Source organism: Thermosinus carboxydivorans Nor1 (genome assembly GCF_000169155.1).
GTDB classification, from domain to species: domain Bacteria; phylum Bacillota; class Negativicutes; order Sporomusales; family Thermosinaceae; genus Thermosinus; species Thermosinus carboxydivorans.
Genome location: NZ_AAWL01000036.1, coordinates 1 through 13,838, shown reverse-complemented (window position 1 = coordinate 13,838; position 13,838 = coordinate 1). Strand labels below are relative to the sequence as shown.

Here is a 13,838-nt window from a genome sequence, read left to right as displayed (position 1 = left end):
TTTGGCATCATAGCCATATCCATGCAGTAGTACTTTGGCTGGTGCTTGATTTCATCCATTAAAGGGATAGCCTGTGTGACATCGTTCCGATTGGCAGGAGTGACTTTGACCGCTATAGGTAATTCGCTTTTGGTGTCAACTGCCAGGTGTAGTTTATAGCCAAACCATACATGTTGATTACCATGGGTATCTAGCTTAGCACCCCAGGTAGCACTGTCGCCATTGCTATTTAGCTCCTTTTTAGGAACAGGTTTTTCATAAGAGTCGATGGCGCTGGCATCGATTGCAACAACTTCACCAGATATGACCTTGTCTTGAATGGCGGTATCTACCAAAGCAGAGAATAGCACTTGTAGGCTATCTGTCTCAGCTATCTTTTGAAAGAAACGACTAAATGTAGCTAATGATGGTACAGGCTGCTCTAGTGAAAAGCCGCATTCATAGCGAAAAACCAAGTCAGTTTTTAAGCGCTCGACCAGTAATGTGACGGTAGGAATGGAACATAACCTCATTGCAAGAAAGGCTTTTATTAATGCGGCTGAACTATATCCTTTAGGGCCGCGGATAGATTTTATTGGTAAAGTCTTTAACAAGGGGTGAAGATCAATACTTTCAAAAACCATCGCCAGACGAGTTTTGGGTTGATATTGCATAAGAGTATCGAAGGAAAATAAGGGTTTTTGCCGAATATACATAGTGACTTCAACCTCCATTTGCTGGATTTGGATTGTTTTGTCACTTGATAAATTCGGCAATTCTGGGGGTGAAGTCCTTTTTATTGCCTTCAGAACCCTTGATTTATCTGGGCTGCAAAATATGAAAAACTCTCTATTATAAAAAGCTAGCTAATATAGTTTATGAGTTTCGCGTAATTAGGTGCAATTGCTAGATAGTACAGATCACTTCTATTTACATATGTGACATAAAACATAAAATATAGTGCAGCATTGTCGCCCACAAAAAAAAAGCGCCTACCTTTCCCAGGTAGACGCTTAATTGTTTATTTAAATTAATACTTTTTTTCAAGCGGAAATCGGATGGTAAACACCGTGCCTTCGCCGCAGCGGCTTGTCACATCCACCTTAGCGCCGTGCAACTCAATGATCTGGCGAGCAATGGCCAGGCCCAGACCGGTACCGCTGCTGGCCCGCGATTTATCCCCTTTATAGAACCGCTCCCAGATATACGGCAAGTCCTCCGGCGCAATGCCAGTGCCAGTATCGGCGACGGTCAGCACTTCCTCCCCGTCTTGCACCGTAAGATCAATGCTGATCCGGCCGCCTGGGGGCGTAAATTTAAGGGCATTGTCCACAAGAATAAGCGCCAGCTGGGTTAACCGGTCGCCGTCGCCCTGGATGGGCGGTACGCCAGGCGCCACGCAAGCGGCCAGAGACACCCCTTTTTCCTCGCTACGCGGCTTCAGCAAGGTGACGACATTATCGACAATTTCGGCCAACGATACCTCCTCGATATCAAGCGTAAGGCCATTCGCCTGCAACTGGCTTAAATCGAGCAGGTCGGCGATAAGCTTTTCCAGGCGCATTATTTCTTCGCCCATAACCCGGTGGTATTTCTTCACCAGCGCCGGATCGGTGATGGTGCCGTCCTGGAGAGCCTGATTGTAGCCGTGCATAATCGTGAGCGGCGTCCTAAGTTCATGCGACACATTGGCCACAAAGTCCCGCCGCATTTTATCCAGCTGCTCCAACCGGCGCACATATTCTTCCATGTCTTGGGCCAGAGCGTTCAATGACTGCCCCAAATCGCCAACTTCATCCCGGCTAGTTACCCGGATCCTGGTGGTATAATCGCCACGGGCCATCGCCGCCGCCGTTTGCTGCATGGCCCTGAGCGGCCGGACGATGCCGCCTGCCAAGTAGCTGGACAGCAAGGCAGCTAACAAAATGGCCGCCAGACCGGCAATACCAATGTAATAATAGATTTTTTGCAAAAATTCGTTAATATCGTCAAGAGGGGCGTTAACCATGACTGTTCCGCTAATTGTCCCGTCTGTTCGTTTAAGCGGCACGGCGACCATCAGCATGTTTTCTTCATAGTAGGGGTGATAGTAAGTTTTGGCCCAGGTCTTTCCACTGTTCGCTTTAATCTCCTCGATGATCTCCGCCATACCCTTTATGTCAGCAAGGCTTATAGCCGCGGCGGCGCTATTTTGCTGCCGCCCCTTCCCCACATCGAGAACGATAGGATTGCCCGCATTTTCCCCGGTCTGCAGATTCGCATCAATAGGTGCTGGCGGCTGGCTTGCCGGTGGCTCGACCGTTTGCGCCTGACTATTGCCAGGCGCCGCCATGCGCCCCCGCATACCCATGCCATAACTGCCCTGCTGCTGACCAGGCTGTCGTGATTGCCACCATGGCGGCCCCATCCGACTATTTTCCCTAAGCCGCATCGGGCTTGGCTTTATTCCTGCCGCAGACCTACGCTTGCCATAGCCTTCACCGGGCCGTTCTTCGGACACCGTTACCAGATTGAGGTCATTGTCCACCACCCATATCCTGGCATCCAAAAAACTATCGGCGCTGTTGACGAAATCGTGCAGTTGACTGTACGTGATGCGCCCGTCAAAGTAATTGTTGACCACCCGGGCCATTTCATAGGCTTTGTCCGTCAATTCGCGCCGCTTTGCGTCAACAAAATAATCGCGGATAAGGACCGACCCGCCTACAGTCACGCCCGCCAATACCACGATCACCACGGCCATAAAGCTAATCAGCAGTTTATATTTCAGGGAAAATTTCATTTCCGCACCTCAAACTTGTAACCAATGCCCCATACTGTTTTTATATCCCACGGCGAATGCGGGCCAACTCCCAGCTTTTTGCGCAAACGCTTCACATGCGTGTCTACCGTACGGGTATCGCCGCAGTAGCTGTAATCCCACACTAATTCCAAAAGCTGCTCCCGCGACAATACCTTACCGGCATGGGAGGCAAGCTGCCATAAGACTTCTCTTTCTTTATTAGCCAGCGCAACCGGCTTGCCAAACGCTATGACCGTGTGTTCGGCCATGTTTATTTCCAGTTCCGGAAAACGGAGAATATCGGCCTGCGTATACTGCTGCGGGGCGGCAGTACGGCGGAGAATGGCTTTGACGCGAGCCACCACTTCTTTGGGATTGAAAGGTTTGGTTACATAATCATCAGCGCCGATTTCCAGTCCCATGATCCGGTCATCGTCCTGCGTCCGGGAGGTTAACATGATAATAGGCACCGGCGAATATTTGCGGATTTGCTGACAAACCTCAAAGCCGTCGAGAACCGGCATCATAATATCAAGAATAACGATATCCGGTTTAACCTGTTCGACTTTAATCAGGGCCTCGGCCCCATCGGCGGCTTCGGCGACCGTAAATCCTGACTGTGTAAAATAGATGGCTAAGATTTCCCGGATTTGTTTCTCGTCGTCGACAATTAATACCGTTTTGCCGGTCATAGCTCTCCCTCCCGCATGGCGTTTGCTTTTACTATACCATAGCTGTCATTATGGCAAAAGAGTCTGACCGCGCCATCGGCGGCAGACTCTTTTCACCCAGGTTAGTTTTTTTATTGCATTATTAACGTTGCGCCGGAGCTATCGGACCTGCAATGCCACCGCGCATACCAATACCGGGCCCCATCATGCCCTTGCCGCGCATTCCCATGCCGTAGCCGGGATAAAAGCCATTAGCAATACGCTGCTCCATGTTGGCAATGATCTGATCGGCCTGGGCCTGGGTAATCCAGCCCCACTCGACCTGTTTGGCCAACATTTGCTTTCTGAGTTCTAACATTTGTTTACCCCATTCGGCAATCTGTGCTTTTTGTTCATCGGTCAGGTTGGCGGCATTAGCGCCATACCAGGGGCACACCCAACCGTCCCGACCCGGACCAGGGCCTTGCCCCGGCGCGGCGAAAACCGACCCGGCAAAGACGACTACTAACAGGGCAACCAGGGTAAACAGAGCAACTTTTTTCATATAACCATCCTCCTTGAATTTTGTTTGATTTCATTATAGATGGCATTTATGGCCAAAGTAGGGACAAATTCGGAACAAATTAGGAACTTTGCCGTCCAACCTCCTGCTGCGGTTTTACCTGCAGCAGCCGCAGACTGTTAAGCGTGACCAGGATGGTCGCACCCATATCGGCCAGAATCGCCAACCATAGCGTCAGCCAGCCGGGAAATACGGCCAGTACCGCTAGTGCTTTAATTACAAGGGAAAATACGATGTTTTGCCGAATGACGGCCAGCGCTTGGCGGCTTAACCGGATGACAAAAGCCAGTTTGCCCAAATCATCGGCCATCAGGACAATATCGGCCGTCTCCAGCGCCGTGTCCGTACCGGCGGCGCCCATCGCCACGCCTACCGTAGCCAGGGCAAGCGCCGGGGCATCGTTAATGCCGTCGCCAACCATAGCTACTTGGCCGTATTTGTTAATAAGTTCCTGCACGGCCGTCATTTTCTCCTGCGGTAAAAGTTCGGCCCGAAACTCGTCCACACCCACCCGCGCGGCCATCGCCCGGGCAGTAGTATTATTATCACCGGTCAACATAATTGTATGCCTAATACCGGCCTGTTTCAGCGCGGCGATGGTAGCGGCGCTACTTTCGCGCACCGCATCGGCTACGGCAATAACGCCCAAGATCGTATTTGGGGTCCCCATGATCATGACCGTTTTGCCTTCACCCTGTAAACGCCTGACGGCCTCAGCCACCGGGGCTATGGACAGACCCAATTCGGCAAACAGGCGCGGATTGCCGATATAAACCGTCTGTCCTTCAACCGTGCCGCGAGCGCCGCTGCCTGTTATAGCTACGAAATCTTCTGCCGGATGAATGGCTAAACCTTTGGCCTGGGCCGCCCGCACAATAGCGGTGGCCAGGGGATGCTCCGACCGGGCTTCTATGTCAGCAGCCACTTTCAGCAGGTTATCTTCCGTCTGTCCCCCGACAGAAAAAATATCGGTGACGCTCGGCTCGCCCTTGGTCAATGTTCCGGTCTTGTCGAAGGCGATGGCCGAAAGTGTTCCCATTGCTTCTAAATATACGCCGCCTTTAATCAGGACGCCGTTTTTCGCCGCGTTGGCGATGGCGCTGACAATCGCCACCGGCGTGGACACGACCAGAGCACACGGACAAGACACCACCATCAGCGCCAGTCCCCGGTATATCCATGGCGTCCATTCATAGCCGAAAAACAGGGGCGGAATAAAAACGACACCTACCGCCAGCGCCATGACGATGGGCGTATAGACGGCGGCAAACTTTTCGACAAAGGCCTGGGACGGCGCCCGCTGCCCCTGGGCCTCCTCCACCATGTGAATAATCTTGGCAATGGTCGTGTCCTGTACCAGCTTAGTAACCCGGACTTCCAGCGCGCCGTACGTATTGAGCGTACCGGCGAAGACCTCGGCGCCGGGGCCTTTTTCGACCGGAATGGCTTCGCCGGTGATTGCCGCCTGGTTGACCGCAGATTGACCTTTAATAATCACTCCGTCCATGGCTATTTTCTCGCCCGGACGGATAATCATGATATCGCCGACCCTAATTTCTTCAACCGGTATTTCCACTTCGGCCGCGCCACGCCGAATCCGGGCCGCTTTCGGCGCAATATCCATCAATTCGCGGATAGAGCGGCGGGCACTTTCCATCGTCCAGGCTTCGAGCATTTCCGAGATGGCGTACAGAAAAGCCACCGAAGCGCCTTCTTCATACTGGCCGATCGCCAAAGCGCCGATAGCGGCCAGACTCATGAGGACGCTCATGTTAAAACTGCCGCGCGGCAGCGAGCGGGCGGCCTTTTGAAAATTGCCCCAACCGCCCAGCACCATGGCCGCTATATATAGCGGGATAAAGACCATGGCCGGACCGCCCAGCTTCTCTACGCCATAGGCTATGGCCAGCGTTAAGCCGGAAGCTACGGCCCGACGGCGCTCCCAGTGAATTTTAGGCCGAATGATTGCCTGCGGCTTTTGTTCGCAAGCAAGCTGAACCTTATAATTGTGCTGGGCCGCCAGTTGTCGAATGGCTTCTATGTCGCTAACCCCTTCAACAACAAGTTTATTGGTCATAAAGTTAACTTTCGCCCTGGTTACACCAGGGAGGGCCGCTACGTCTTTTTCAAACTTCACGGCGCAATCCAGTCAGGTAAAGCCCGTGACTTGAAACACCATTGTCCCGGCTTGCGCCGCGCCCGCTGCCTGCGTCACCGTTATCATCCTTTCTTTTAGCCTCTAGTCATGCTGGACATGCTCGATGCCCTGCGCCAAGAGAGTGGCAATATGTTCATCATTGAGCGAATACCAGGCCATTTTGCCCTCTTTGCGAAATTTGACCAGCCTAGCGTTTCTCAGTAGCCGCAGCTGATGGGAGACAGCCGACTGCCCCATGCCAACGACCGCGGCGATATCGCACACGCACAGTTCCCGTTTCGACAGAATCTGCAGGATTTTTACCCGGGTCGTATCCCCTAAAATTTTAAACAGGTCGGCCACCCGCTGGGCGTCCTCGTCGGCAATGATTTCAGCTTTCGCCAGACATATGACCTGAGGATGCTCACACAGCTCCTCACATACATCGCACTCGCACGGCTTCATCGCTATACCTCCAACATATGAATATATGTTCATATATATTATATAAAAAAAGACGCCTGAAAGCAATCAGGCTTCTGTCCTAGAATAATTTCGCCAGGCTGATGCCTGTCCAAGTGGCGAAAAAGCCCAATACGAAATTTGAAAGTATATTATACAGAGCAAAGGTCATCTGACCGTCATTGACCAGCTTAATTGTTTCATAACTAAAAGACGAAAAAGTCGTAAGCCCCCCGACGAAGCCAACCGTAACAAGCAGCCGCCAATAAGGGCTTACAATGATGCGTTCGGTCACCAGCGCCATGAACAGGCCGATAATAAAGCAGCCTGCAATATTTACTATCAATGTGCCGTAAGGAAAATCCGCCCCCCATCTTTGGGCGGCCCAGTCGGAAATAAGATAGCGCGCCGTTGCTCCGATGCTTCCGCCGAGCGCAACTAAGAATATCTTCAGCATCTGTTACACCTCTTTTGCTACGTTAAGCCTAAAATTAGCTTTTTACAATTATCTATCTTAAAAATCGGCGACTTCAAGATAGAAGCATAGGGAACCGCGAAGGACGCGGAGGGATAATTTTTTCTTTAGTCCTTAGGCGCGATGAATATCGCGCTCTCTGCGTTCTCCGCGGTTGAATAACGGTTTTCATGCGTTGTGGTGCCAATTTATTGGCATGATTATCTTTTTGGTTTCACCACTTTTCAGGGTAGGACACGGATGGGATTTATTTAAACTTAACGCGATGAAATCGCGTCTCTTTGTCCTCAGTGGTTAAATATAGATTTTCATTATTTGTTGGCATGATCATCTTTTCGGCTGTTTATGCCCGTATTTTATGATCTCGATATCATCAATCGTGACAAGTCCTTCCTTAACGACTTCATCAAGAAACGGTAGAATTTTATTGATGTATTCCTCACTGTCAACGATTTCAATAAGGATTGGCAAGTCATCGGACAAATCGACAATGCGCGCGGTATGGATGCGGCTGTTGGCGCCATAGCCCATTAGGCCGCGAAACACCGTCGCTCCCGCCAAATCGAGCTCTTTTGCTTTTAAAACAATGGCATGATACAAAGACTTTCCGTTCCACCGGTCGGTTTCACCGATGTAGATACGCAGCCGTTTCGCTTGTCCGGTAATTTTGGGCATGACTGTGACCTCCAACGATAGCGATAGTTTATTACTTAACGACCAGCACGGGTACTGGCGAATAAGAAACGACTTTCTGCGCCACACTGCCGATAATTAAATTTTTGAAACCTCCCATGCCCCGTGTCCCGGTAATGATAAGGTCGGCCTTTTGTTCAAAAGCATATTTGACAATACTTTCGGCTGGATGACCGTGCAAAATTTCCGTTTTTATCAACACGCCATATTCTTCCCCGTATTTGCGGACTTTTTCCAGCATTGGCTGATAATGCTTCTCGGCATGGGCATAAAATTCGTCGATTTCACTAATGGTCGGACTAAATTCCGGCGGCTTGATAACGGTAACAGTAATGACATCAGCGCCAAACTTGGCCGACATGGCTACCGCCCACGCCAATCCTTTCTGACTCTGCTTCGAGCCGTCATAAGCGACTACGATTTTCTTAACTTCCATCATATTTCGCGCTCCTTTCCATTTTTACTGTTATAACAGGTATATGCTGTTGCTGGGCAATATCTTCTGCGGCGCCAGGAACAGGGAAGAAATACTTCTGGGCAATTACCGTCGGGATAACGGCGCTTAGGATGACCGCCGCCACCAAGACGCTATATTGATTAACGTCGATATAATTATTAGATAAGCCATAGAGGGCGGAAATCGTGCCAAACGTCAGCCCCGTACTCATCAACAAGGTGGTATAAATACCAGTTCTACTCCTGTACCTGAATACCCTGGTGGCGGGCAGTACGCCGATAAATTTAGCTGCTATTTTTACGAGCAGAAATACGGCAATTGCGCCGGTCAGTGTATATAAAGCGGTAAACGATACTAACGCCCCGGCTTTGATAAAATAAAACGGCGTAAAGGCCACAAAGATGATTGCCCGCATTTTATGGAGCGTTTCTTTATACTTCGTGAAAAAGCCGGCCATCGCCATACCCAGAATGTAAGCCGGAAGCACGGCCTCGCTGCCGCTATTCACGGCAATATACCCTAATGCCGCCAACACCAAGAAGACAAACTTAATCTCCGGTTCGCTGACCCGGCCGCCATATGCGGCAAACAGCCAGGCCGCTAGCGGTGTCGCTACATAAATGGCAATAGCTAAGATTAAGATAAACCAAACAAGTTTAATCGAAAAACCGGTGAAAAGAACCCCCAAAGCCACTACCGTTCCCAAGTCGGTAACAAAACAGGCGGCCAGTATCGCTTGCCCCAAGCGAGTTGAAGCTAAGCCGCTTTCCACCATAACGGCGTAAACGACGGCGACGGAGGTAGTGGACAGTGCAATGCCGGCAATTTTGGCGGCGTTTACATCCCAACCGAAGACATAATAGGCAAACCCCATACCGGCCAAGAAAGGAAGTAAAAACGACAGGAAACCGATAACCAGGCTTTCCTTTAAATTTGCCTTCAGGCTGTCCGGATCGATTTCAGCTCCCGCAAGAAATGTTAGTATTACTGCGCCGAACCCGGCCAGGAAGTTTACCCAGGGCGTAATTTCAATATGAAGGGCATTGCCGCCGATTACCCCTACAGCAATCTCCATAAGTGCCACCGAAATGCCCAGCCGTATCGACAGCATGCTGGCAACGAGCGCTAACAAAATCCATTCGGACGCTACCAAAAAGTTATGCTCCATTATACAGCTCCCCCTTTGTAGAGTTAAAAAAGATCAAGGGCGGTGTTAAGGGCTGTCAAGCGGCTACGTATATTTTCCAGCTCACTTTTTCGCTTTCTGATTTGCTGTTCGCCTTGCTGTTTATTGCGAACGACCGTCTCGATAGTAATTATGATATCAGCTGTCATCCGATCTAAGCTATCTTCTAACCTTCGCCTAAACTCTTCAATTGTTTTTGCCGTTCTTGTAAACAAGTCATGGCGGATGCGGCCGCAGTTCATATCAACTAACTCTTCAAGTTCATCAAGTTTTCGTTTAATAATGATCTGCTTCGACCACGCTACCGGCAGCCATTTATGGAAGCCGCCGAGACTATTAAACATCGGTTTGGGGATTTCCGTTAGAAAGTAAAGATTGCTTTTTTGATCCAGGTCAACGCACAGAGAGCTTGGTGTAAAGTCTACATGAAATAAATTTGACGCCAGCCGTTTCATATCATCTATTAACTGGCGATTTTTCGCTTCGAACCGTTGTTTCAAAGTTAACAACCAATCTTGAATCTCCCGCTCGTTGTTTTTTTGCCAAATCTCAAATTGCTCGTTTATCGCGCCTGCCAGAAAACTGTTTATTGCCTGCTCTTCTAGTCGTGAAGTATTTTTTAAAAACCTTTCTCGCACCTTTTTCTTTAACTGTTCGATAGTCTCCGCCTTAAATTTATTTATTGCCTGCTCCATCCTTGTATTGAAGCGGTCAAGCTCACCTTTTAACAGATAAGCAACGTCTTGTTTATCCTGGCTGAGTCCTTGTGCATGTTCCCTTAACCGCACGAGTTTTTGCTCGATTTCATTGATAGGCATATCCAGGCTTGCCATTTCCAAATCAATTTTTAGGGTGGCTTCGCTTAAAAGCTGCTTCCCCATTAACACAGCCGATTTTATTAGCGTTTGTTTGCGCTCATTGATAAGGAACTGTTCAAGCATGTGTAAGAAGTCACCTATTTTGCTTTTGCCGATTAAGCTGGCATTATCTGTTATTGCCCCCTCAAGCGCCATCTTGGCGGATAAGGGAAAAATAGCAATTTCGTCAAGTTTAACCTCCTGTTTAATTATTTTTTGGGAAAAATTCATTGACTGCTCACGGTCTTTTTCATTGACGAGGTCGATTTTATTTTGGATAAAAAATATCTTGCGCACATACTTGGTAATATCTTTCAAAAATTGACACTCATCCCTGCTTATTGGCGGGTCAGCGGACAGTAAAAAAATAGCCGCGTCAACCTCCTGTAAAAATGAATAAGTCACGTCTGTGTTGTGTTGAAAAACCGAACCTATCCCCGGCGTATCAATCAATCTTAGCCCGCCTTGAAGATATGGCGACGGGTAGGTTATCGTGACTAATTTAACGTTTTTGAAGTTATTGGGATTTTCCGTTTCCGTAATGTACTGGGGTAATGCCGCAATCTCAATTTTTTGGGGCGCTTTATCCAAAAATTCGACTGTAGCCTCAACCTGTTCACCATATTCCATTATTGTTACGATGGAAGTTAAGGGTACAATCGCCGTCGGCAATATATCTGCTCCTAACAGGGCATTGATAAAGGTGGTCTTACCCCGTTTATACTGTCCGACTACGACCAGATTAAATCTGTCAAGACGTACCCTGTCGATTTTATCCTTAAAAGCATTCAATGCATCATTATTAAATTTTAGTCCTAACAGCATGTGAAAGATTTCATCTAAAACGCTTACTATTTCCTGTTTGGACTTAGTGTAATTATCCAGCATTTCCTGACTCCTTTCGAAAATGCAAAAACTCCTACCAGCACTGTCCTGGTAGGAGTCATTACCGCTTATGCGGACTTATGGCGAACTCCATCGCCGCAAACTTAAATTGTAATTCAATTATAACAACTTAAAGCCGCTCCGTCAATATCATGCAATCACTCGATAGTGTCAAGACATTGTAGTATTTTTTAGAAGACATACATCCTCAGGCGAGTTAGCATAATAATTTTCAGTATCACAATCCCCTTCACACAAAAACCTTCGTTATTTTCTATTTTCCTCCCGACGGTATAAACTTTTTTAATTTAAAAAATCAGAAGGACAATAGTATAGGTCTTGCAAAAGTGGAGATAGAAATTCCGGAAGAAGTGTTAAATAATATATAAGCTAAGGAGGTGAATTAATCACCCCCCTCCTATTTGATAATTACAACCGGCTTTATAACGTCACTTGACTTTTCTTTCATCATTAAAAGTGCCTTTTCTATGTGTTCAAAGCCCTCGAAGACGTGGGATACCAGCTTGCCCGGGTCTATTCTGTTGTATCTTACCAAGTCTACGAGCTTTTCCATCCTCAAGCGCCCACCTGGACACAAGCCGCCTCTGATCGATTTGTGGGACATTCCGCATCCCCAATCGAGTCTAGGAATAGGCAATATCCCTCCCTCACCAAAATAGTTTACATTGGAGACTGTTCCCCCTGGCTTTACCATCTTTACAGCTTTGTCAATGGCATCGGCCCCGGCGCCAGCGATGATGACAGCATCAACGCCTTTATTGTCAGTGAGTTTCATTACCTGCTCTACAATGTCGCCATGCTTGTAATTCACTATATCGGTCACACCGTAATATTTGGCAGCTTCAATTAGTGCCGGCCTGCTGCCCACACCGATAATCCTGGCTGCGCCGCGTAGCTTTGCCCCGGCCACTGCCATAAGCCCTACAGGGCCAATCCCTATTACTGCCACCGTGTCGCCAAGCCCAATGTCGGCGAGTTCCGCCCCGTGGAGTCCAGTGGTCATCATGTCGGGAAGCATTACAGCCTTTTCCAGTGGTATTTCCTTGGGCAAGTGAGCCAGGTTCATGTCAGCATCGTTTACATGAAAATATTCAGCAAAGACCCCATCTTTTATGTTGGAGAACTTCCACCCAGCAAGCATACCGCCCGAGTGTTGGTGGAATCCCCGCTGGGCCTCTAAGGTTCTCCAGTCGGGCGTGATAGCGGGCACCACTACCCGGTCGCCGGGCTTAAAATCTTTTACCTCAGAACCCACCTCCACCACTTCGCCCACAGCTTCATGGCCCAGGATTAGGTTGTGTCTTTCGCCGATAGCACCTTCGAAGACAGTGTGAATGTCCGAAGTACAAGGTGCCACCGCCAGCGGCCGCACGATGGCATCGTAAGGCCCAGCTTTCGGTTTTTCGATTTCGATCCAGCCAACTTCGCCAATTTTTAGCATTGCAAATCCTTTCATAAAAAATCCTCCTTGTATAATAGTACGCTCTCGGAAACCCGAAAGCATTTATAGTTCAAAGCCTTGTGCCTTGGACTTTTTTTGTTTTTCCTCCAAAAATCCGCTTGTCAAAAAATTGGTCCTTAGCTTTTGGGAAATGCCTACGCAATCGCAACGAAGGCACTTTTTTTAGCCTATCTTGCTGAAAATGGCCGACGTCAATCCCCGCATGCGCTCTGCCTGCTCAACCATGGCCTGCTCCCCCTATAAGAAATTCGCTTGGAAGATTTCCCACCAAGATAACTGTCAATGTCTTACTGCGAATTCCTTGCGCCTTTACGTTTATTTTGCACGTACTCGTGAATAGCAGCCGCTGCCTTTTTGCCGGCTCCCATCGCCTGAATAACCGTGGCGGCACCGGTAACGATGTCGCCACCGGCAAAAACTCCTTCTTTCGACGTCCGGCCGATTTCGTCCGTAGTTATATTGCCCCGCTTATTTACAGCCAGGCCGGGAGTAGTTTGTTGGATTAAGGGATTGGGCCCTTGACCGATGGCCATGATGACAGTATCGACATCAAGTACAAAATTGGAGTTTGCGATCGGAACAGGTTTTCGCCGCCCCGATTCATCAGGTTCGCCGAGTTCCATGCGGATACATTCTAATCCTTTCACCCAACCCTGTTCGTCGCCAATGATACGCACCGGATTGGTCAGTAGCCTAAATTCCACGCCTTCTTCCTTCGCATGTTCGATTTCCTCCGCTCGTGCAGGCATTTCTTCCTCTGAGCGGCGATACACAATATAAACATTTTCCGCACCGAGGCGCAATGCGGTTCGCGCGGCGTCCATGGCAACATTGCCAGCGCCGACAACGGCTACCCTCTTTCCAGCATGAACAGGCGTGCCCGCTTCGGGAAATTTATAAGCCTTCATTAAATTTACCCGGGTCAAAAATTCATTAGCTGAATATACCCCGTTGAGGTTTTCCCCCGGTATGTCCATGAAGTGCGGCAGTCCCGCCCCGGTACCGATAAAGACAGCGTCAAATCCTTCTTCGGTGAGGAGTTCGTCGATGGTAAAAGTCTTACCGATAACAGCGTTGACAACGATTTCCACACCTAATTCTTTCAATTCTTCAATTTCCTGGCGTACAATTTCCTTAGGCAACCTGAATTCAGGGATACCATACATCAGCACACCGCCCGGGGCGTGAAGCGCTTCAAATACCGTAACT

At 48.9% G+C, this 13,838-nt stretch carries 13 protein-coding genes and 1 riboswitch; all 13 genes read right to left on the bottom strand.

Annotation, left to right across the window (positions count from 1 at the left end; translation table 11 throughout):
• On the bottom strand, positions 1-695 hold a 695-nt coding region (locus TCARDRAFT_RS13935), incomplete at its 3' end, for a transposase (RefSeq protein ID WP_156784732.1).
• Between the two features lie 314 nt (positions 696-1,009).
• Positions 1,010-2,761, bottom strand: a complete 1,752-nt coding sequence (locus TCARDRAFT_RS14750) for a sensor histidine kinase (RefSeq protein ID WP_007290618.1) — start codon at positions 2,759-2,761, stop codon at positions 1,010-1,012.
• Positions 2,758-3,453 carry a response regulator transcription factor gene (locus tag TCARDRAFT_RS13925; RefSeq protein ID WP_007290617.1) on the bottom strand — a complete coding sequence of 232 codons (696 nt, stop codon included), beginning with the start codon at positions 3,451-3,453 and terminating at the stop codon, positions 2,758-2,760. The genes TCARDRAFT_RS14750 and TCARDRAFT_RS13925 overlap by 4 nt, the downstream gene beginning before the upstream one ends.
• A gap of 121 nt (positions 3,454-3,574) precedes the next feature.
• Positions 3,575-3,976, bottom strand: a complete 402-nt coding sequence (locus TCARDRAFT_RS14745) for a YckD family protein (RefSeq protein WP_007290616.1) — start codon at positions 3,974-3,976, stop codon at positions 3,575-3,577.
• 79 nt (positions 3,977-4,055) lie between these two features.
• Entirely contained in the window at positions 4,056-6,173 is a 2,118-nt protein-coding gene (locus TCARDRAFT_RS13915; protein ID WP_198003951.1) for a heavy metal translocating P-type ATPase, read from the bottom strand.
• 60 nt (positions 6,174-6,233) lie between these two features.
• Positions 6,234-6,596: an ArsR/SmtB family transcription factor gene (locus TCARDRAFT_RS13910; protein ID WP_007290614.1), complete on the bottom strand. Its 363-nt coding sequence runs from the start codon at positions 6,594-6,596 to the stop codon at positions 6,234-6,236.
• Positions 6,597-6,675: 79 nt separating this feature from the next.
• Positions 6,676-7,050, bottom strand: a complete 375-nt coding sequence (crcB, locus tag TCARDRAFT_RS13905; protein ID WP_007290613.1) for a fluoride efflux transporter CrcB — start codon at positions 7,048-7,050, stop codon at positions 6,676-6,678.
• 345 nt (positions 7,051-7,395) lie between these two features.
• A complete protein-coding gene (locus TCARDRAFT_RS13900) occupies positions 7,396-7,743 on the bottom strand; it encodes a DUF190 domain-containing protein (RefSeq protein WP_007290612.1) in 348 nt (115 codons plus the stop codon).
• A 31-nt stretch (positions 7,744-7,774) separates the two neighbouring features.
• Complete coding sequence (locus TCARDRAFT_RS13895; protein WP_007290611.1) at positions 7,775-8,200, bottom strand: universal stress protein; 426 nt, start codon at positions 8,198-8,200, stop codon at positions 7,775-7,777.
• Positions 8,187-9,386, bottom strand: a complete 1,200-nt coding sequence (locus TCARDRAFT_RS13890) for a cation:proton antiporter (RefSeq protein ID WP_007290610.1) — start codon at positions 9,384-9,386, stop codon at positions 8,187-8,189. The genes TCARDRAFT_RS13895 and TCARDRAFT_RS13890 overlap by 14 nt, the downstream gene beginning before the upstream one ends.
• A 23-nt stretch (positions 9,387-9,409) precedes the next feature.
• On the bottom strand, positions 9,410-11,149 hold the full coding sequence (locus tag TCARDRAFT_RS13885) for a dynamin family protein (RefSeq protein ID WP_007290609.1): 1,740 nt from the start codon (positions 11,147-11,149) through the stop codon (positions 9,410-9,412).
• A gap of 42 nt (positions 11,150-11,191) precedes the next feature.
• Positions 11,192-11,253: riboswitch (Fluoride riboswitch) on the bottom strand.
• A gap of 311 nt (positions 11,254-11,564) precedes the next feature.
• The gene (locus tag TCARDRAFT_RS13880) at positions 11,565-12,623 is read right to left on the bottom strand and encodes an NADP-dependent isopropanol dehydrogenase (protein WP_007290608.1); all 1,059 of its coding nucleotides are present in this window, start codon (positions 12,621-12,623) and stop codon (positions 11,565-11,567) included.
• Between the two features lie 293 nt (positions 12,624-12,916).
• Positions 12,917-13,838 (bottom strand): FAD-dependent oxidoreductase (locus TCARDRAFT_RS13875; protein WP_007290607.1); only part of this gene is annotated, 922 nt, incomplete at its 5' end.

Coding starts and splice junctions, on each gene's coding strand:
- TCARDRAFT_RS13885 (WP_007290609.1), bottom strand. CDS start 11,149: ATGCTGGATAATTACACTAAGTCCAAACAGGAAATAGTAAGCGTTTTA.
- TCARDRAFT_RS13895 (WP_007290611.1), bottom strand. CDS start 8,200: ATGATGGAAGTTAAGAAAATCGTAGTCGCTTATGACGGCTCGAAGCAG.
- TCARDRAFT_RS13925 (WP_007290617.1), bottom strand. CDS start 3,453: ATGACCGGCAAAACGGTATTAATTGTCGACGACGAGAAACAAATCCGG.
- TCARDRAFT_RS13890 (WP_007290610.1), bottom strand. CDS start 9,386: ATGGAGCATAACTTTTTGGTAGCGTCCGAATGGATTTTGTTAGCGCTC.
- TCARDRAFT_RS13910 (WP_007290614.1), bottom strand. CDS start 6,596: ATGAAGCCGTGCGAGTGCGATGTATGTGAGGAGCTGTGTGAGCATCCT.
- crcB (WP_007290613.1), bottom strand. CDS start 7,050: ATGCTGAAGATATTCTTAGTTGCGCTCGGCGGAAGCATCGGAGCAACG.
- TCARDRAFT_RS13880 (WP_007290608.1), bottom strand. CDS start 12,623: ATGAAAGGATTTGCAATGCTAAAAATTGGCGAAGTTGGCTGGATCGAA.
- TCARDRAFT_RS13900 (WP_007290612.1), bottom strand. CDS start 7,743: ATGCCCAAAATTACCGGACAAGCGAAACGGCTGCGTATCTACATCGGT.
- TCARDRAFT_RS14745 (WP_007290616.1), bottom strand. CDS start 3,976: ATGAAAAAAGTTGCTCTGTTTACCCTGGTTGCCCTGTTAGTAGTCGTC.
- TCARDRAFT_RS14750 (WP_007290618.1), bottom strand. CDS start 2,761: ATGAAATTTTCCCTGAAATATAAACTGCTGATTAGCTTTATGGCCGTG.